The sequence below is a fragment of the Pantoea folii genome, assembly GCF_056678875.1.
Map to the genome: position 1 here is coordinate 661823 of NZ_JBWXON010000001.1, position 20710 is coordinate 682532.

Here is a 20710-nt window from a genome sequence, read left to right on the forward strand (position 1 = left end):
TAAAAAACTTTCAAACACAAAATCCCGGACGCGCATCGCGAGCCCGGGTGAAGGGTAACACCAGGAAATTAGTCTGCAGAGACCGGCACTAATACGCCTTTAACTAACGGATCATCCGTCGTTTTCAGCCACTGCTGAACGCGAGGATCGGAGAACGCCTGTTTTAACTTAACGATGTTCACCTGCTCCAGATAGGGCGTACCAATCACCAGCTGCGAGGCAAAAGTACGCGGTGCCGGTGGAAACAGAATGCCTTTATCACGCGGCACTTTTCCGGCATCAAACTGAGAAACATAGCCAATCGCCGCATCCACCGAATTCAACGCGCGTGGCATGGTTAGCAAATCGAGTTCTTTGAAGACGAAGCCATGCGGATTACCGACAATGTTTTTTAATTTGGCGGTACGCGGTTCAACCTTGGGATCGAGTGTGATCAAACCCTGACGTGCCAGCAGCCACAAGGCTTGTCCCTGGTTGGCGCCATCATCCGGCACCACAATGGTGGCACCCTGCGGCAGGTCGGCTATGGATTTATAGCGATCGGAGTAGACGCCAAATGCCCACTGGAACAGCGGTAAGGCAGAGGTGAGCTGGAAACCGTTGGCATCCACCACCTGCTTTAACCACCACTGGTGCTGATAGACGGTTGCCGCATATTGTCCTTGCGCCACGGCGCGATCCGCCTGAACCGGATCCTGCACGCCCACCGCTTCCAGCTTCAAACCATAATCCGGCGCGATGTGCTCGCCAACATACTCAATCAACTTCTGTTCTCCCGCCATTGCCGGTTCAAAGTGGACCTGCAGCGTGGTGCCAAAGACCACCGCTTGCGGTTGCTGACTGCGCCAGAACCCTGCGGCGGCGGCCAATGCAATGACCACTATAATCAGTAGTAGCCACGGCCAGCGGCGCGTCTTACGTAACTCAAATTCTTGTGTTGTCATCGTGATATCCCCTGAGGATGGCGTAGAATTGCGACTAAACGGTCACCGATAAATTGAATGGTTTGTATCAAAGCGATCAGCACCACAATGGTGGCGATCATGATGTGGTTGTCGAAGCGCTGATAGCCGTACACCACGGCTAAATAGCCGATACCGCCCGCGCCGATGGTGCCGGCGATGGCGGAGTACTCGATCATGGAAATCAGGTTGAGGGTGATGGCGGCAACAACAGCAGGTAATGCCTCACTCAGCTGCGCCGAACGGATGATCTGCCAGCGCGAACCACCGCACACCAACCCCACCGCAGTCACTTCATCGGGCAGTTCTCGCAGCGCGTTATCCACCAGACGACCAAAGAACGGAATGCCCGCCGCAATCATCGGCACCACCGCCGCAGGGATGCCGATGGTGGTGCCGGTCAGCCAGAAGGTAAACGGGATGATCGCCGCCATTAACACCAGAAACGGCAACGAGCGTCCCATATTCACTATCCAGCTCAGCACCCGATGCACGCCGCGGTGGGGAAACAGTCCACGTGCTGAGGTGTTAAACAACACCACGCCAACGATACCGCCGAAGCTCACCACGAACAGCATCACGATGCCGACCATCAGCGCGGTCTCACCTATCGCAGGTAACATCAATGCCGGAATTTCCAGCCACGGCGTATCCTGACTTATCACGGAAATGCTCATACCGCCTCCCGCAACTGATGGACACTGCCATAGACGCTGGCAACCAATCCAAACTGTTCAAGCTGCGCCAGCAATCGCGCCAGTGGCACACGCTCCTGCTGGAAATGAATTCCTACCTGCAAGCGTCCGGCCTGAATACCATTGACCTGCTCAACATGCGCGCCGAGCAGATCGATGCGCAGATTGAACTGCACACTCAAACGCGAGATCCAGTCGCTGATGACCGGTACATCTGTGCGATAACTCAGCTGCAGAATCAATTCCGCCACGCCAGGTTGCGCCACCAGTGGGAACAGACGTTGCCCCAGGGAGGAATCGGGCTGCGCCAGTAACTGTTTCAGCACGCCATACTGCACAATCTGCCCATCGCGAATTTCGGCAACCGCATCCGCCGCCTGACGCACTGCATCCATCTCGTGAGTGATCAGCACGATTGCCAGCTTATAGTCGTCACGCAGTTTCTTTAGCAAATCCAGCACCGCAACCGTGGCTTCAGGATCCAGTCCTGACGTCGCCTCATCGGCCAGCAGCACGGCAGGGCGAAGCGCCAGCGCACGCGCGATGCCAATACGTTGACGCTGTCCCCCCGAAAGCTGATCGGGATACGCTTTGGCTTTATGGCTCAGTCCAACACTCTCCAGCAACTCACCAACACGCGCAGAAATATCCCGCTCGACCACGCCGAGATAACGCAAAGGCAACGCAATGTTTTCCCAGGCGCTTTTGCGCTGCAGTAAGGCAGAGGATTGAAAAACGGTACCAATCGAACGGCGCGCGCGACGCAGTGCTTCGCCATTCAGCCGCGAGAGATCGCTGCCATTGATGCGAATGCTGCCCGCGCTGGGCTGCTCCAGTAAACTGATGCACTTTGCCAGCGTGGATTTGCCCGCGCCGCTGGGCCCAACGACAGCAGTGATGTTGGCCTGTGGTACCTGCAAGTTGATGGCTTTCAGCACCTCAGTGACGCGTCCATCCGCGGTGCGGTAATGCTTACTCAACTGGTCAATTTCAATCATATAACCTCCGGCAGTACCGAATTTTTCACCCGATAGCCCACGCCGGGATGCGGTGCAGTTAACTGTGGTCCGGCGTTAAACAGCTTCTCGCGCAGCGTACCTTCCGCATACGCCTTCTTATAAACACCGCGCTTTTGCAGCTCTGGGATCAGCAGTTCAACCACATCCTCAAAGGTTTCATGCGTTAATGCGTAGGCGAGGTTGAAACCATCAACGTCAGTGTCTTCCACCCAGCTTTGCAGCTCGTCGGCCACTGTTGCTGCACTGCCGATAATCAGCGGGCCAAAACCACCAATACCCACCCAATCCGCCAGCGCTTTCACCGTCCACTGACGATCGGGATCGGCGGTGGAGAAGGTTTCGACGGCTGATTGGATGGCGTTGGTGTGCAGATACTTCAGCACTTGATCCGGCTGATATTGACCGAAGTCGATACCCGTCCAGCCCGAGACCAGCGCCAAAGCTCCTTCGTAGCTCACGTAGCTTTGATATTCTTTCCACTTCGCCTGCGCGGCGGCATCGGTCTCCCCGACGATCACCGTTTGCAGATTGAAGATCAGGATGCTGCGCGGATCGCGCCCTGCTTCTTCTGCACGGCGACGAATATCCGCGACGGTTTTCTTCAGCAGCACTTTCGACGGCGCGGCAACAAACACGCATTCCGCGTGTTCAGCAGCAAACTGTTTGCCTCGGCTCGATGCACCGGCCTGGTATAGCACTGGCGTGCGCTGCGGCGACGGCTCGCATAGGTGAATGCCCGGTACGTTGAAGAAGGTGCCCTGATGATTGATGGGATGAATTTTGCGGGGATCGCTGAAGATACGCCGTTCACGATCGCGCAAAACGGCATCCTGTTCCCAACTACCCTCCAGCAACTTGTACACCACCTGCAAATATTCATCGGCATAGTCGTAGCGGCTGTCGTGATCGCTCTGCGCCTGATGACCAATATTGCGCGCCCCGCTCTCCAGATACGAGGTCACAATATTCCAGCCGATGCGCCCTTTGGTCAGGTGATCGAGCGTCGATAAACGACGTGCAAAGGGATAAGGATGCTCAAACGATAGCGATGCGGTGAGACCAAAGCCGAGATGCTCGGTCACCAGCGCCATTGGGGTAATCAACGCCAGCGGATCGTTGACCGGTACCTGCGTCGCCTGACGAATCGCGGCATCGCCATTCCCGTTCAGCACATCGTAAATACCCAACACATCGGCGATAAACAAACCGTCGAATTTGCCTCGCTCCAGCAGGCGCGCCAAATCGACCCAGTACTCCAGATCTTTGTATTGCCAGGAACGGTCGCGAGGATGCGCCCACAGGCCCGGTGATTGATGTCCGACACAGTTCATATCAAAAGCATTCAGGCGAATTTCACGTTGCGATGGCATAGCAATCTCCATAGCGAGGCCGTGATCGTGAGACGACCCGGCGTTCGTTAGTGTGTTTTTAGGATGTTTGAGAGATTAAGAAGCGTAAGGGGGACATCGCTCGTCTTGAGCGATGTTAAGTTCTCTGAGAATTTGCTGAGCAACGGCAGCAGCGTGATCGGCAACCTGTGGCAGGCCCATCAACTCACCGAAACGCGCGCGGGCGGCGGGTCCGACCACGAGCAGGCGGGCGTTGGGCTGTCCTCGCTGGTCAAGTGCGTGTGACTGCGTATCAACGTCGAGGCCAAAGCCAAGCTGGTCACCACGAATCAGGCCTTGTTCACTCAGCGAACGTAGCAGCGGCTGGCTTTGTGTCAGCGCATCATGCCCCGGTCCGGTGGTGACGATCAGATGGTCGAGCACGCGCGTTTCAATTTCACCGTTGCGCGTGTGCAGAGTGATTGCCAGCTGGTGGCCCTGCGCTGTAATGGCCTGCAGTCTGGCTGCCAGCACCTGCAAACTCCCCTGCTGCTGTCGTCTGATGATTTCCGCTGACACCTGCGGCGCGATACGATAACGATGTACATCCCACCACGCGCGCAGATGGCGCACAAAGCGCTTTTGCTCGTGCAGCGGCAAGGTTTGCCAGATGGTTTGGCCCTGTGCGCGTACATCGTCCAGCACGCGTTGCCAGGGTAATTGCTGCCGTGCCGCTCGGGCAACCTCATCCCTGATGTGATGCAGCCACAGACGCGCGCTGGGGACGTTCTGAGGTGCTATCGTCCATTCAGGCCACTCACCTTGCAGATTAGCGCGTGAGAGCTGTCCACGGCGTGAGAAAGCGGTTAACGGGCCTTGATGATGCCGAGTGCCTAATGAGGCAACCACATCCGCCATACTCAGGCCGGTTCCGATAATGGCCACGGTGGCGTCAGGATTTATCGCATCCAGCACGCCGGCTTGCCATGGATTGGCAATGAGCGCTGGGTGATGGGCAAAGGGCTGCAGCGAGCGAGGCAAGGATGGCGGTGGGTGACTGATCGCTAACGCCAGCACATCGCCCTGTAGTGTCTCGCCATTGCTGAGTAACAGCTGCTGCCCTTCCCATGCCATGGCACTGGCCTGAGCGTGCCGTAACTCAATCTGCGGATGCCGTTTTGCCGCGAGGGCAAACTGCTCTGCCAGGTAGCGACCAAACATCGCGCGCTGCGGATAGACTGATCCGTCATCACAATGGGCTACTGAATCCAGTGAACACTCAGGCTGCTGACGATACCAGCGGTCAAAGGCGCCCTGCTCATCGCCGCTGAGTTGCATGCGTGAAGCCGGGACGTTGATGCGATGCGCCGGTTCCTGCGTGGAGTAGGCCACCCCACCGCCCAGTTGCTCACGCGGTTCGACCACTGTAATCAGTAATGGAGAGGACGATTGCCGCGCGAGATGAATCGCCAGCGCCGTTCCGCTGAACCCGCCACCTGTGATGATGATGTGAGGTCGTGCCATCGTCTTCTCCTGCATTAGCTGGCGCTCGCCTGTTTTGAAGGACGTTTATCGCCACCAATGGTTTCGCCAAACGGTCCGGTGTTAATGGTGCGCGCGCGCTGCTGCTGACCATTTGCCAGCGGTAATAGCGGCAGCAGCAATTCTGCCACACGATGCGCCTCTTCCAGATGCGGATATCCCGACAGGATGAAGTTGGTCACACCCAGTGCCTGATATTCCCGTATGCGTTCGGCAACCTGCTCAGGACTTCCTACCAATGCCGTTCCGGCTCCGCCGCGCACCAGACCAACGCCTGCCCATAAGTTTGGTGAGATGTAGAGATTATCGCGCGAGCCTTTGTGCAGCGCGCTCATCCGTGCCTGACCTGCAGAGTCCATACGCGCAAAAATCTTCTGCGCCTGCGCGATGGTGTCTTCATCCAAATGACCGATTAATTTCTCTGCCGCCGCTTTCGCTTCCTGTTCCGTTTCACGCACGATGACATGCAGGCGGATGCCGTATTCCAGTTTGCGCCCGCGCGCTGTAGCACGTTCACGGACGACTGCCAGCTTTTCTGCGACCTGCTCCGGGGGCTCACCCCAGGTCAGATAGGTATCGATTTGCTCAGCGGCGACATCAATCGCGGCCTCCGACGAGCCGCCAAAATAGAGTGGTGGGCCATTTTCCTGCACTGGCGGGAACAACACCTCTGCTCCTTCAACGTGAATATGCTGCCCTTCATAGTCAACCTTCTCTCCACGCATTAAACGGCTATACACATCGAGAAACTCTTTGGTGACTTCATAGCGTTCACTGTGATTGAGAAAGATGCCGTCGCCTTTGTTCTCAACCGGGTCACCGCCCGTCACCACGTTAATCAGCAAACGTCCTTCAGAGAGGCGATCCAGGGTTGTGGCCATACGCGCGGCCAGTGTCGGCGGTTGAAGTCCAGGGCGAACGGCAACTAGGTAACGCAGTCTTTTGGTGATGGGTGCCAGTGCAGAAGCAACCAGCCATGAATCTTCGCAACTTTTGCCGGTGGGAATCAGCACACCGTAGTAACCGAGATTGTCGGCGGCCAATGCCACCTGCTGTAAGTAAGCTAAATCAACCGGGCGCCCACCTTCTGTGGTGCCGAGATAGCGACCGTCACCGTGCGTCGGGAGAAACCAGAAGACATTGATGTTCTTGTTTGCGTATTCGGCCATTATGCTTTTCCTATATAACTTTATTAAAAATTGGTCATTTCGGACTGATTATTTAGTTATATGGCTAGTAGCGAAAAGCGTGCCAGCTTTGATTCTCCTGATAATAACGCTATTTCAGCGGGTTAGGCCCCTACTGCTGTTTGTGTTTGTTGCATCGGCAACTTACCGCCTACAGCTATTGCTGCATATGCAACTGCTTATGCTTTTTTCCTGCTGTTCACAGTGAATAGCAACGATTAGCGTGTGCTGATACTCCTTAATGGACATCAAAAGATGCTGACCAACTATAGCAATTACGCTGATTCACCGCGTTTAGTCGACCCGGCTTCTCTCGCTTTTCAATCATTGCTCGACAAATTCGCCCCCACTGACGCCACGGTATTGATTGTCGGCGAGACCGGCACGGGTAAGGAAGTTGTCGCACGCTATCTCCATCATCATAGCCAACGCCGCCATGGCCCCTTTCTCGCCGTTAACTGCGGTGCTTTAACTGAAAGTCTTGCCGAAGCCGAACTTTTTGGTCATGAGAAAGGGGCATTTACCGGCGCGACCCAGGCGCATCCCGGTTGGTTTGAATCTGCGCAGGGCGGCACTCTGCTGCTGGATGAGATTGGAGAGCTGAGTTTGTCGCTACAGGTCAAGTTACTACGCGTATTACAGGAGCGCGAGATTACGCGCGTGGGTTCGCGCAAGCCGATTAAAGTCGATGTGCGTGTTATTGCGGCCACCCATGTTGATTTGGCACAGGCGATCCGAGAACGGCGATTCAGGGAAGACCTTTACTATCGCCTCAACATTGCGGTGGTGCCGCTGCCTCCGTTGCGACAGCGTCGTGATGATATCCCGCTGCTGGCGCAGCATTTCCTTTCGCTGTATGCACGTCGTTTAGGTCGACCGGTACGTCGTTTGTCACCGGATGCTTTGGAAGTGCTGCTGGAGTACAGCTGGCCGGGCAATATTCGCGAGCTGGAAAATACGCTTCACAACGCAGTACTTCTGAGTCGGGATGAGACGCTAACGCCAGCTCATTTGCGACTGACAAGATACAGTGAACAGGGATTTAACAACGCGGAAGCATCAACGCTTGATAACTTCCTGCGTCAACAACTCTCCACTAAGCCCAATCAACTGTTTGATCGCGTCATCACCAGCCTGATTACTCACGCACTGGATTTCACTGAACACAATCAGACACAGGCCGCGGCGTTGCTTGGCATCAGCCGCCACACGCTGCGTACTCATCTTGCTCATCAGGGAATGATAAAAGGACGGCGTAAGGCGGCGAGTTACATTGCAACTGCCTCTGCTGATGAGCCTCATCAGGAACGCGAGTTACGTATCGGTTATCAAAAATTCGGGAATCTTGGGGTGTTAAAAGCACGGCAAAGTCTTGAGCAGTGCTTTGCACAGCAGGGCGTCAGCGTGTTGTGGAGCGAATTTCCTGCCGGGCCTCAACTACTTTATGCCTTACAAAATAACGAGATCGATTTCGGTACCACCGGCGAGGTGCCGCCTATTTTCGCCCAGGCGAATGGCAATGCAGTGACCTACATTGCCTGGGAACCCCCTGCGCCCAGTAGCGTGGGGATAGTTGTCCCAATCGATAGCGATATCCGTAGCATTGCTGATTTACGTGGTAAACGTATTTCGGTCAATAAAGGTTCTAACGTTCATTGGTTATTGCTGCAGCTGCTGGAAGAAGCAGGTATCGCCCTTGATGAACTCAAAGTGGTGTATGCGCCGCCAAAATATCCTCTGACGGCCAGTGATTATCTGGCGGTCGATGCATGGATGATGTGGGACCCTTTACTCAGTGCGGCGGAGAGCAATCCTGAGTTGCGCGTGCTGGCCAACGGTGAGGGGCGTGTACGCAACCACCAATTTTATCTGGCACGTCGCGATTATGTGGAAAAACATCACGACGTGGCCCAGCAGCTAGTGGAGAGTTTACAGCAGACCGGCATTTTTATTGATAATCATCGGCAGGAAGCTGCTGGTCTGCTTGCGCAGGAATTGGGTCTCGATATTTTGGCTGTCGAAAAGGCATTGACCCGACGCAGTCATAAAACTCGTTCAATGGTATTTGAGGTGATTAAAGAGCAGCAGATTATCGCCGATCGCTTTTATGCATTGGGTCTGATAAACAAGCCTGTCCGTGTCAGGGAAGCGGTTTGGCAATCGCCCAGCGTTTTGTCACTTACAGCCTAACGACCCGAATAAAGTTATCCACCTTTTCTGTGGATAAATCATTGAATATCATCTGGCTAAACCGGGTTAGCACCCTCGATACAGCGCTGAAATTTTCTGAAATGCTGGCGATTTCAGCCTGAAATTAATTTAAAAAACACTTTTAATTCAATTCATTAACCGTGAAATCCTGATGGCGAATGAAGGAAATTTCAGGGCATTCGCTATCTGATTTCCTCCCCTGGATAGCCTTTGTTGATTTCCTATCCAGCTGGTTATTTTGCCTTCACCACAGATTCACTAAACTCTACGGCGCAAGAATGTTATGCATTTAGAGGGTGAAAAAGTTGGCGATTTCAGCCTGAAATTTCTACACAGGTTAGATATTTTTCATACAGTTAGCGATGAAATAGCGCTGGCGAAAAGCTGAAATTCAGGCAAAAAAAAACCGCCCGAAGGCGGCATTTCGCTACTGATTGAGATATTTATTGAGTGTCTCGTTTATCACCCGATCCAACTCATCTTGCAATTCTTTCGACTGGCGATTGAATTCGTAGCTGAACATGCGGCCGCGTGTCTTCTTGCGGGCATAGCGATCTTTATCAGCAAACGTCCAGAGAGGCGTGGCGACCGCTTTGTCCTTTGCTGGCGACTGGATCAGTGTTTGGCTACCATTACGCACCAGACGCAAAATCCCATTTTTTACTTCATCTTCAGCCAGACCATCACGTGCGCAGACCGTATCGACATCCATGCCAATGGTATCAATTAAGGCTTCAACCGACTGACCAATCTCCTGAAGCTTCTCATACGCCTGCAGCAGCGTTTTGTAATCCGGGTAAGTTAACTCGGAGTGGTTTGGGAACAGAGTAACCAACTCCAGTGGTACGCTCGCGGCTTGCAACGCACGCGTCACTTTTGCCTGCGAGAGGCCTTCACTCTGAGCAATCTCTTTCTGTGACAGGCCACTCTCTTTTAATGACAGCAGGCGCATCCCCACTTCACGCAGATTATGTTCGCGTGCGGTTTGAATGTCCTGCGCCAGGCGACGTGCTTCATCTGCCGTGATGGCAACATCAGTGACCAGCACATCCAGCCCAGTTTTGCAGTGCAGAGCGGCGGCACGGCGGCGGGAACCATCCAAAATTTCGATACGGTCGCCGCGCTTCACACCAATAGCAGGGAAGAACTGCTGCAATTTAATGGTGCGGATAATGTCGCGCAGCGATTCAGGCGTCAAGCCTGACTGGTCGCGGCCATTCGTTTCCATTACCACATAGGTTTTTTCTTCAATTTCCTTCGCCGTAATGTGTTCAAGCGTGAACAGGGCACGTTTACCGGTCGAAAGGATAAAGGTTTGAGAATGTCCGTCTGAGGCATCCTCAGTCTGCAAAGGTGTCTGGCTGAAGGTACGGCCAATCGTGATTCGTTTTGCGCTCATAGTAACCTCAGTTCAGGCGAATAAATTCAATGCGATCAAATACGGCTTTAGCGAAATCTTCCGCTGCCGAACGCGCATTCTTTAAGGCTTCGGTGCTGCCCACATAGGTCGATGGGTTCGCGGAGATCACCGTATCAAACGACTCTCCACAGCGCTCAAAGCCGTCCAGACGCGGTAAAGCAGCATCCAGCATGTCGCCGCCAAAGATCTCTTTTGCCAGGCTGTGACAAAGCTTGTGGTCCGCTTTATTCGACAGCTTGGACATAAAGCCGATGTTGCCTTGCAAGCGGCAGGATGCGCCTGATTCCTCAATGATGCCAATCAGTTCCGGCAGGCGCGTCAGATACTTCAACGTCGAGTGGAAATCAACTTGTGCTGGTGGAACTGGCGTCATCAGTAAATCAGATGCGGCAATGGCGTTCTTCAGGAAGGCATCCAGATGTGGGCCACTGTCGATGAAAATGAAGTCATAGTCTTTCTTCAGTTTTGCTACGACGTTGTCATACAGAACCGCATGCACATTCTGCGTAGGCAGATGCTCAGCACACAGTTCTTCCCAACGTGATGCAATGAACGCGTCGTCAATGGAGGCCGGCAGTACGTCGACACCAGGAATAATCGATGGCACGATGAATTCATTAAGCAACTCTTCGCGGCCCACGTTTTGCAGCATCGCTTGCGCAGCTGTGGCTTCTACCAGTCCGACCGAACGCTCATGATTGAGGAACATGGTGGCAGAGGATTGCGGATCGAGGTCGATAACCAGAATGCGCAGATCTTCATACAACAGATGTGGGTGCGCACGCAGCGCATGGGCCAGTGAGACCGTTGAGACGGTTTTCGATACGCCACCTTTGAGATTACCAACAAACAGCGTGAATGCCTCTGCGTGACGATCGCGATACTTTGGCACGCCGCGATGATGGTAGATATCAATGATGTTTTGGATGGACATTGCGTACTTGGTAGAGCTGCCCGCCGCGCGTTTATCGAATGGATAGCCGTTCTCTTCCATTTCATTTACGGCGTAATCAACGCTCGCACGCGTTAATTTAGGGAGTTTGGCTAACGCCGCTTTGGCGTAAACCTGATAAAAAGTGTTTTCCTGCAACTCTTCTTTCTGCGCCTGAATCTGTTCCGTCAGGCTCATTAGCATTTTTTCTGAACGTTGTGCGACTTTCAGAACTTGCTTCTCATCGTTAGCCATACTTGCTCCACACATGTAGGATTTATGACTTTATACCGAAATCCTGCACATGAGGCAAATCTATCTCATCTAATGCGAAACATTTAGCGCTGTGAAAATACCTTGAGTAAGAGCGTGTTAGTGCAAACATTCACTGTAATCAGCGGAGATGTTTTAATCAGAGCGGAATAATGGATGAAAGTGTGAGCAACGCCTCATTCGCGTATTTGCTCCAGCATTCACTGTAATCAGTAATTTGATCGTCTGTTGCACGAGAGTTGCGGGCAGGGTGATATGGCTGAAATCACAGCCTGCATTCACTATATTCGGCATAAGATTCACTGTAATCAGTAAACGTTCACTGTAAGTGGCAATAGGTTCACTGTAATCAGTAAACAACTGCGCTACGTTCACTGTAATCAGTGATATTGATTTTCACGCTGAGCAGTTGAAAGCCAGGGCTCTCCATGACGAAATCGGCTGCAGGCGTTTTCGGTTGATAGAGACACCTTAGTCCCAATATAAGCATTCACTATAATCAGTAGACTGCATATGGGGAGCATTGATTTAATCCGAGTGTTCACTGTAATCAGTAATCAACAGCTCGTATGGCTAGCTGGCATTCACTGTAATCAGCAATTTGTCTAAGCCACATTCAGACGTTCACTGTAATCAGTAACCCAAATCGTTCTCTCAGCGTAGCGTTCACTATAATCAGCAGTTTCGTCTTAAATGGATTCGCCATAATCGGCGGAAAGGGAAGGGCGTACGTGAGAACGTTCACTGTAATGAGTATGTGAGTCAGGAGTCAGGAGTCAGGAGTCAGGAGTCAGGAGTCAGGAGTCAGGAGTCAGGAGTCAGGAGTCAGGAGTCAGGGATGTAAATACGGGCTAAAATGACTGTCAACATTCACTGTAATCAGTAACCCAATTTGCGTTTTCAGTTGTGATTCGTGGTTCGCGAATGCGGGTTTGTTGTGAGTGAGTGAGTGAGTGAAGCTAAATCATCGGTGGCTAATGGCTACCTGTACGTGAGTGAAAACGGGTATATGCTCAGCGTTGAGCATTGCAAGTACGCGATAGCGGGTAAGCTAAAACTGGCGGGTCCTGACCGGTACACCATGCTCTACTGGCGATATTAAAGATAAGCAATGTCCAGAGAATGAACGACTGAAGAGGCATGCCCGGTGGGATATGACCGATGGCAAATGACCGATTAAAGAGAAGAGAGAAGAGAGAAGAGAGAAGAGCATTTTAGCTGCTCTTACTGGTGAAGTGTCCGTTTTAACCGGTGGCTATTACATGCACCCATTGCCGGATCAACCAGAAACGGAATGCTTGTCTTTGAACTCCAACGTTCACTGTAATCAGCAAAACAGGTGAAGACCGTTTTTTCCTACCTCCCAAATCCCTGGTTGTAACATTCACTGTAATCAGTAATTGCTCCTCGCTGGCAAAGTTATTTACGTTCACTGTAATCAGTGAAGCGATCTTCTGTGGCCACAACGATCAGGTATAAAAATGTTTCGGAAGAGGGAAGGGCTGCAGAGCATTCACTGTAATCAGTGACAGCGTGACGCGCACGATTGAGGCCTTAAATCCATTCCCGACCGCACTGGCATAACGTTCACTGCAATCTGCAATAAAGGGAAAAATTCACTGTAATCAGTGAAGGTGACCAACCCTGTCACTTTTACTGTTTATTTGTACAGGCAATAAGCTAATTACAGTGAACGAATGCCAACAATTAAATATTATCTATAATATTCATAAGCTTACATTTAACCATTCACTATAATCTGTTTTCACCACATCACCATCATTCACTGTAATCAGCATCCAAATACGCTATGGCTGATGTTCACTGTAATCAGCAAACCCGCTGCAAAAGAGGGCGCTCGAGTGCTGAAAACCCACCTAGTAAGTACTCACTATCACAATTAAACCCAATGATTTGTCGAATCTGATAACTCTGCAAGAGGAAGTAAGACTAACGTGTCGCTGAATACTGTTTACAGTGAACGTTACTGATTACAGTGAATGAATGAAAGGATGCTGATTACAGTGAACAGTGCGGAGAAGAAGTGTGTCACTTTTGGCGATTAAGTGACACACTCAAGGGCAGGGAGCTGATTACAGTGAACGTGAAAAATCAGTCTTCAAACTCAATATCATCGAGGGAATCAATGCTCTCCAGATTGCTGATACCGTCCAGCTTCGGCGTTCTGCTATGGATAATGAAGAACACAGAACGTCCACGCTTCACCTCTGAATAGTCGAGGTAACCAATCTCCTTAAGCTGCTCCATCGCGCGTCGAACCACGTGGTTTTGCGTGGTCGTCTTAGAGCCTAAGTTTAAACGCATGCGCAGACGCGCCAGCGATATCGGTGCAGGATTGGTTGGCAAGCTTTCCAGGTAGGTATATAACGCCTGAGCCGATTCCTTACGTTTGAGCCGTGAAATAGCACGCAGCTGCAGCAAGACTTTATGGTCAAAGTTATACAGCTCAAACAGTTTGGGATCGGCCTGAATGCGCACCAGATCCTTTTCGCGATCGTAGTAGGCAGATTGCACAAGATGGGTATGGTACGCTTTGCCATTACCTTCAAAGGACAACGTATTGGTTGCGATGCGTCGTAAAGAGGCATCTAAACGCTTACGTAAGGCCGCTGACGAGTTTGCCGATGGGATCCCGCACATTTTCACGAAATCAATAAACGGCAGCGTCACCGTGTCGCCCTTTGAGGGATAACGCGAGAAAGACTGAATAATGCCAGCCCAGGTTTTGAAATCATTATCCATATCCAGCCTTGCGCCAGTAATGGTAATCTTTTCATAGCCTTCCGCTTTAACTAACGAAAGGTTCTTGAGCTCTTTGGTGGCGTCCGTTGAAGCCATCGCGCCCGATTTCCCACGCGCAGTAGACTTTAGTGTCGGAACGAACAGACCCAGGCGCATCAACGCGACCGGTTGTACGGTGTTATTTTTATTAGGATGAAGCTGGATAACCTCACCGCTGTTTTTTGTCACCGACAGAAAAGGTTCTAGTAACGCCTTGTTTTCACTCTCTTTATCTGCCATAGCCTGAGATCTTCATTCTGTGGATGAAAAGGATCGATTTCTGATTACAGTGAACATTAACACTGTTTATAGTGAACATTCTACAGTCTATAGTGAATATTATGCTGATTGTAGTGAACGTTTTTCTGATTATAGTGAACGCGATCACCTTCTCAGGCCTTGTGGGGTGCGGCTTACAGCGATCGGGGATCTCTTAGGATCTCTTTAAGATCTCTCTATGATCTTTCTTTAAGATCTATTCACTGTATAACTGCATAACCCTATGAAGAATCAGCTTCTAACATTAAAAACTGTAAGAATATGCAGGTCAGTAAGATTGATCCCACCAATGGCGAAAAAACATTAATTCTCTGCGAAGAAGATCCGCTTCTTTCATCAGAAGAGAACAACTTCCTCATTATTATTCATTTTTCATCAATCTCTCCTAAGCGTAAGGTGAAACCCATATTCACACCCTACAACTCATGACGAAGGCATCTTATGACTGACAACGTTATTTCACGTAACCCTACCACTGGCGAAATCATCGCAACCTATCCGTTGCAGAATGCCGCTGAACTCGAAGCTGCGTTGCAGACCAGCGCGGATGCTTTTGCACAATGGCGAGCCACCAGCATGGCACAGCGTGTCATCGTATTGCGGCAGTTAGCTGAACAGATCCGCCAGCGTCAGGATCAACTTGCAGAAATGGCCACGCTGGAAATGGGCAAACCGATCGCCCAAGCACGTGCTGAAGTTTTGAAATGCGCCAATCTCTGTGATTGGTACGCAGAACAAGGTCCGGCCATGCTGGCTGATAAACCCACGCTGGTGGAAAATCAGCAAGCCTGGCAGTCGTTTCGCCCGTTAGGTGTGATCCTCGCAGTGATGCCCTGGAACTTCCCCTACTGGCAGGTGCTGCGCGGTGCCGTTAGTATGCTGCTGGCAGGAAACACTTATGTACTGAAACATGCGCCAAGCGTGATGGGTGCAGCACATCTGATGACCGAATTGTTTGATGCGACCGATCTGCCAAAAGGTGGCTTCACCGTGATTAACGTGGATAACGATGGCGTTTCGGCTGCAATTAAAGATCCGCGTATTGCGGCAGTTGCGGTGACAGGAAGTGTGCGGGCGGGCGGTGCTATTGCAGCACAAGCCGGTGCGGTATTGAAAAAAACCGTGCTGGAACTCGGCGGCGCAGATCCTTTTATTGTTCTGGCAGATGCCGATCTGGATGCCGCAGTAGCTTCAGCGGTCACAGGACGCTACCAGAATACCGGACAGGTGTGCATGGCAGCCAAACGGTTCATCATTGAGGAAAGTGTCGCAGAAGCGTTTGAGGCGCGTTTTAGCGCGGCTGTGCAGGCACTAAAAATTGGCGATCCGTTGAATGAAGAAACTTATATCGGGCCAATGGCGCGTTATGATCTGCGTGATGAGTTAGACCAGCAGGTACAGCAAACCCTGAAACAAGGTGCGCGCCTGGTTATCGGTGGTCATAAGATCGATGGCTTTGGCAACTACTACGCACCAACGATCCTTGCTGATGTGACACCCGACATGATCGCCTTCCAGCAGGAGATCTTTGGCCCTGTGGCGGCGATTACCGTAGCACGTGATGCGCAGCATGCATTAGAACTGGCAAACGACAGCGAATTTGGTTTGAGCGCCACCGTGTGGAGCAGTAACGAAGCGGTTGCCAATGAGCTGGCAGAGAAACTGGAAACCGGCGCCGTGTTCATCAATGGCAACGGTGCTTCCGATCCCCGCGTGGCGATTGGTGGTGTGAAGAAGAGCGGCTATGGTCGTGAACTTTCCAGTTTTGGCGTTCACGAATTCTGTAATATCCAGACCGTCTGGAAAAACCGTCGTTAAGACTTTTAGGGCGTGCACTGCACGCCCTTATTCCACGCTCTATCTCCTGCCTTACTGTTAATCCTCGGTTAAAATTGTTGTGGAGTAGCTCAAAGAATCCGCTAATGGTATTACAAAGGTATTGTTAGTGGTGTTAGATTGGCCTCACCTACACCGGGGAGTCCTATTTTAATGAAAACAACAATCCCAAAATTATCCTTCATGATGTTTCTCGAGTGGTTTATCTGGGGGGCATGGTTTGTGCCGCTCTGGGCTTTCCTCAGCAAAAACGGCTTTTCGCCGGTTGAGATTGCCTGGTGCTATGCCTGTACTTCGATTGCCGCCATCCTGTCGCCGATCCTCGTTGGATCGTTGGCAGACCGCTTCTTCCAGGCGCAGAAAGTGTTATCGCTGCTGATGATCGTCGGTTCCATTCTGATGTATTTCGCGGCCCAGCAGACGCACTTCAGTGGTTTCTTCCCACTGCTGCTGTTGTATGCGCTCACTTACATGCCGACCATTGCGCTGACTAATAGTATTGCTTTCTCGCATGTCAAAGATGTCGAACGTGATTATCCACGCGTGCGGGTAATGGGCACTTTAGGCTGGATTGCGTCAGGCATTGCCTGTGGTTTCCTGCCGCCGCTGATGGGCTATGGCGACATTTCTGCCAGCAATGTGCCGCTGCTGATCACTGCTGCCAGTTCACTGGTATTGGGGATCTTTTCGCTAATGCTGCCGGCAACCGAGCCGAAAAGCACCGGCAAATTCAGCCTGCGTGTGGCATTGGGGCTGGATGCGCTGCATCTCCTGAAAGATCGCAGTTTCCTGGTGTTCTTCGTCTGCTCATTCCTGTTCAGCATGCCGCTGGCGTTTTACTACATCTTTGCCGAAGGCTACCTGACGGAGGTGGGCCTGCCACACGCCACCGGTTGGATGACGCTGGGTCAGGTATCGGAGATCTTCTTCCTGCTGGCACTGCCATTCTTTATCAAGCGCTTTGGCATCGGCAAAGTGTTGCTGCTTGGCTTAACCACCGCAGCGCTACGCTACATATTCTTTGTGTTCGGCGGCGATCAAAATGCCCTGACGATTGGCCTGTTGTTTATGGGCATCCTGCTGCACGGCGTCAGCTATGACTTCTACTTCATCACGGCTTACATCTACGTTGATAAAAAAGCACCGGTCGCGATGCGCAACGCAGCACAGGGCCTGATCACGCTCGCATGCCAGGGGATTGGCAGCTTGCTGGGCTATCGTCTCGGCGGATATTTGATGCAGGAGATGTTCGCGTACGACCAGCCACGCAATGGCCAAACGTTCAACTGGGCGGGCATGTGGATGTTTGGCAGCGTGATGATCATCATTATCACCATTGCCTTCATCGTGCTGTTCCGCGATGGCAAAAAACGCAGTGAAGAATTAACCGCTTTCGAGCAATCAGCCACCGCTGATAGCCATAAATAAGAGATGTAATGATGACAATGACACTCCGGGAAAAACGGATTTTAGGCGCTTTCTATGGTCAGGCACTGGGCGATGCGATGGGCATGCCATCGGAATTGTGGCCGCGCAGTCGCGTTAAGCAGCATTTTGGCTGGATTGATGGTTTTCTGCCGGGGCCTGCCGAAAACAATGCCGCCTGTTATTTTGGCCGTGCGGCATTTACTGACGATACGTCGATGGCGCTGGCTTTGGCAGATGCGATAGTCACGCATGATGGCGATATCAACGCGGAGACCATTGGTGCCAATATCCTGCGCTGGGCAGAGGAGTTTGATGCCTTCAACAAAAACGTATTGGGACCCACATCCAAAATAGCCCTGAATGCACTGAAAATGGGAACGCCAGTGACGCAACTGGAGAACAACGGCATGACCAATGGCGCCGCGATGCGCGTTTCGCCACTAGGTTGCCTGTTGCCAGCCAAAGATCTGGACGCCTTTATTGACGCCGTCGCACTGGCATCCAGTCCTACGCATAAATCTGATATCGCCATCGCGGGTGCAGTGGTGATTGCCTGGGCGGTTTCACGAGCCATTGACGGCGCAAGCTGGACATCCATCCGCGATGAGCTGCCTGCGATTGCGCGCGCTGCTCAGGAAAAACGCGTCACGACCTTTAGCGCGTCCATGGCCGCGCGTGTTGAGCTGGCGCTGAGCGTTGTGGCGCAGGGCAGAGGCGTGGAGTCAACGATGCAGCAGATTTATGATTTGGTAGGCACCGGGACGGCCACCATCGAATCGGTTCCAGCTGCTATTGCAATGGTTGAGCTGGCCAATACCGATCCGAATCGCTGCGCTATTCTTTGTGCCAATCTGGGTGGCGATACCGATACCATCGGCGCGATGGCGGTGGCCATTTGCGGAGCGCTGCATGGCATTGATGGGATTGATTCACAGTTAAAAGCCGAACTGGATGCTGCCAACGCTCTGGATTTCACTCGCTATAGCAACGCATTCATGCGTTTCCGTCAGCAGCGTGAGGCCGTTTATGCTGACGCCTGATGACCTGAACCGGCTGGAAGGACGTCTGCCGGTGTGCGTGATTGGTGCCGCTGTGGTGGACGTGATTGCTGATGCCTATTCGTTACCGCATCGGGGGAGTGATATCGAGCTCCACCAGCAGGTCGTCAACGTGGGCGGTTGTGCATTGAATGTAACGATCGCGTTGCATCGGTTGGGCATTCCATCCATCAACGCGCTGCCGCTGGGTAACGGCATTTGGGCCAGTATTGTGCGGCAGAAGCTGATGGAATATGGCATTCACAGCGTGCTGGAAACCAGCAAAGGAGACAATGGCTGGTGTCTGGCACTGGTGGAGCCAGACGGCGAGCGCACGTTTCTGTCGGTTAGCGGTGTCGAAAATCTTTGGGATGCCGAACTGCTGGGCACATTGCCACAACCCGCGCAGCGTTGGATCTACTTGTCTGGCTATCAACTGACCAGCAAAAGCGGCGATGTGCTGATCGACTGGCTCGAACACCAGGCGCATAACTATCAATTGCTGGTGGATTTCGGTCCGCGTTTGGCTGACATCGGTGAGTGTCAATTTGCCCGTATTATGGCGCTTAAACCACTGATTACAGTGAACAGACAGGAAGCGGAGTTACTGTGGCTGGAGCGTTTGAACCAGCATCAAGCCTTTGATGCCCGTCAGTTAATGGCTCAATGGCAACAACACTTTGGCGCAGGGTTGGTGGTGCGTCTAGACAGTGATGGCGCAGGTTATATCGATGCGGAATCGCAGGGTTGGATCCCTGCTCTGGCAACGCAAGTAGTCGATACGATTGGCGCCGGTGACAGCCATGCGGGGGGAGTGTTAGCCGGGCTCGCGTCAGGTTGGTCGCTGGCGGAAAGTGTGGCATTGGGTAATGCCGTGGCGTCTTATGTGGTGTCACAACGCGGTGGTGATTGTGCACCCGATCGCGCCACGCTGCAGAGCTATTGGCAGCAAAGACTTACTCAGCAATAAACACGTACATGTCGCTGCGGCAGTAGCTGATGCTGTACTCCAAAGGACTGCCTTGCGCGTCAAGTGCCAGCTGTTTAATCACTAACACAGGGACATTGGCGGGCAGGGCAATCTGCTGCTGGAGCGCTTCATCAGGCATGCGGGCACTCACTCTGCTTTGGGACTTAACCGGCAAAATCTGTTGCTTGTTAAAGTAATCATACAAAGAAATTCCAATGTCATCGGCATCTGCAATAAAGCGTGCCGGCACCCAGGATTCTTCAACTGACACCGCTTGCTGATCGACATAGCGAATACGCTTCAGCAAGTAGACTTCGCTACCTTTGCTTAATCCCAGTTTTTCACCGATTTCCGCACTGCACTGAATTTTGCTCTTATTGATCCACACCGTATCAGGTTTTTTACCGCGTAAAACCGCCTGCTGCGACAAACCTTTGGGCTCTTTCAGCGAATACTCAAACTGGCTGCAAATCTGTGTGCCGTAACCGCGTGAACGAAACACCACCCCCTCTTTTTCCAGCTCATCCATCGCTTTACGCACCGTAATACGCGAGATGCTGAGCGACTGGCTGAATTCTCGCTCACCGGGCAGGATCTCTTCATGCACCAGGATGCCATCACGCACCGCCTCTTTGATGGCGGCGGCAAAGCGCTTGTACAACGGCGTACGGCTCTCTTTAGCCAGTGTGGTGGTAAGCCGCGAAAACAGCGGATTCTGTTCAGTCATAGCGGGCTGAGCACTCAATTGGGTTAGCCAGGGGTGAGATATAATACTGAATTTTCACCGTTC

The 20710-nt window shown here is 52.2% G+C and carries 16 protein-coding genes; 6 read left to right on the forward strand and 10 right to left on the reverse strand.

Going from position 1 to position 20710, the window contains the following annotated elements; translation table 11 throughout:
* Positions 1-68: 68 nt before the first annotated feature.
* The 6 genes from AC1MDE_RS03185 to ssuD form a co-directional block, all read right to left on the reverse strand.
* Positions 69-944, reverse strand: a complete 876-nt coding sequence (locus tag AC1MDE_RS03185) for a MetQ/NlpA family ABC transporter substrate-binding protein (protein ID WP_058960446.1) — start codon at positions 942-944, stop codon at positions 69-71.
* On the reverse strand, positions 941-1639 hold the full coding sequence (locus tag AC1MDE_RS03190; RefSeq protein ID WP_058960447.1) for a methionine ABC transporter permease: 699 nt from the start codon (positions 1637-1639) through the stop codon (positions 941-943). Before AC1MDE_RS03190 ends, AC1MDE_RS03185 begins: the two co-directional genes overlap by 4 nt.
* Positions 1636-2655 carry a methionine ABC transporter ATP-binding protein gene (locus tag AC1MDE_RS03195; RefSeq protein ID WP_058960448.1) on the reverse strand — a complete coding sequence of 340 codons (1020 nt, stop codon included), beginning with the start codon at positions 2653-2655 and terminating at the stop codon, positions 1636-1638. Before AC1MDE_RS03195 ends, AC1MDE_RS03190 begins: the two co-directional genes overlap by 4 nt.
* Positions 2652-4046 (reverse strand): LLM class flavin-dependent oxidoreductase, encoded by a 1395-nt coding sequence (locus AC1MDE_RS03200; protein ID WP_058960449.1) that lies wholly within the window; start codon positions 4044-4046, stop codon positions 2652-2654. The genes AC1MDE_RS03195 and AC1MDE_RS03200 overlap by 4 nt, the downstream gene beginning before the upstream one ends.
* A 75-nt stretch (positions 4047-4121) precedes the next feature.
* Positions 4122-5528, reverse strand: a complete 1407-nt coding sequence (locus AC1MDE_RS03205) for an FAD/NAD(P)-binding protein (protein ID WP_058960450.1) — start codon at positions 5526-5528, stop codon at positions 4122-4124.
* Positions 5529-5542: 14 nt separating this feature from the next.
* On the reverse strand, positions 5543-6715 hold the full coding sequence (gene ssuD, locus AC1MDE_RS03210) for an FMNH2-dependent alkanesulfonate monooxygenase (RefSeq protein WP_058960451.1): 1173 nt from the start codon (positions 6713-6715) through the stop codon (positions 5543-5545).
* Positions 6716-6991: 276 nt separating this feature from the next.
* On the opposite strand from ssuD, the gene AC1MDE_RS03215 reads away from it, so the two are divergent.
* Positions 6992-8923, forward strand: a complete 1932-nt coding sequence (locus tag AC1MDE_RS03215; RefSeq protein WP_480344286.1) for an aliphatic sulfonate ABC transporter substrate-binding protein — start codon at positions 6992-6994, stop codon at positions 8921-8923.
* A gap of 448 nt (positions 8924-9371) precedes the next feature.
* Here the strand turns inward: AC1MDE_RS03215 and AC1MDE_RS03220 are convergent, their stop codons facing one another.
* Positions 9372-10343 carry a ParB family protein gene (locus AC1MDE_RS03220; RefSeq protein WP_058960452.1) on the reverse strand — a complete coding sequence of 324 codons (972 nt, stop codon included), beginning with the start codon at positions 10341-10343 and terminating at the stop codon, positions 9372-9374.
* Between the two features lie 7 nt (positions 10344-10350).
* Entirely contained in the window at positions 10351-11550 is a 1200-nt protein-coding gene (locus tag AC1MDE_RS03225) for an AAA family ATPase (RefSeq protein ID WP_058960453.1), read from the reverse strand.
* A 967-nt stretch (positions 11551-12517) separates the two neighbouring features.
* Between AC1MDE_RS03225 and AC1MDE_RS03230 the strand changes: the two genes are divergently transcribed.
* A complete protein-coding gene (locus tag AC1MDE_RS03230) occupies positions 12518-12670 on the forward strand; it encodes a hypothetical protein (protein WP_480344244.1) in 153 nt (50 codons plus the stop codon).
* A 1010-nt stretch (positions 12671-13680) separates the two neighbouring features.
* Here the strand turns inward: AC1MDE_RS03230 and AC1MDE_RS03235 are convergent.
* Positions 13681-14610, reverse strand: coding sequence for a RepB family plasmid replication initiator protein (locus AC1MDE_RS03235; RefSeq protein ID WP_034822338.1), 930 nt, complete (start codon positions 14608-14610; stop codon positions 13681-13683).
* 480 nt (positions 14611-15090) lie between these two features.
* Between AC1MDE_RS03235 and AC1MDE_RS03240 the strand changes: the two genes are divergently transcribed.
* The 4 genes from AC1MDE_RS03240 (at position 15091) to AC1MDE_RS03255 (ending at position 19920) form a co-directional block, all read left to right on the forward strand.
* A complete protein-coding gene (locus tag AC1MDE_RS03240; protein ID WP_480344245.1) occupies positions 15091-16467 on the forward strand; it encodes an aldehyde dehydrogenase family protein in 1377 nt (458 codons plus the stop codon).
* A 171-nt stretch (positions 16468-16638) separates the two neighbouring features.
* Positions 16639-17913 (forward strand): nucleoside permease, encoded by a 1275-nt coding sequence (locus AC1MDE_RS03245; protein WP_097117635.1) that lies wholly within the window; start codon positions 16639-16641, stop codon positions 17911-17913.
* Between the two features lie 11 nt (positions 17914-17924).
* The gene (locus tag AC1MDE_RS03250; protein WP_479400378.1) at positions 17925-18953 is read left to right on the forward strand and encodes an ADP-ribosylglycohydrolase family protein; all 1029 of its coding nucleotides are present in this window, start codon (positions 17925-17927) and stop codon (positions 18951-18953) included.
* Positions 18940-19920, forward strand: a complete 981-nt coding sequence (locus tag AC1MDE_RS03255) for a PfkB family carbohydrate kinase (RefSeq protein WP_479399928.1) — start codon at positions 18940-18942, stop codon at positions 19918-19920. The genes AC1MDE_RS03250 and AC1MDE_RS03255 overlap by 14 nt, the downstream gene beginning before the upstream one ends.
* On the opposite strand, the gene AC1MDE_RS03260 is transcribed toward AC1MDE_RS03255, so the two are convergent.
* On the reverse strand, positions 19907-20647 hold the full coding sequence (locus tag AC1MDE_RS03260; RefSeq protein WP_480344246.1) for a GntR family transcriptional regulator: 741 nt from the start codon (positions 20645-20647) through the stop codon (positions 19907-19909). The genes AC1MDE_RS03255 and AC1MDE_RS03260 overlap by 14 nt on opposite strands.
* Between the last annotated feature and the right edge of the window lie 63 nt (positions 20648-20710).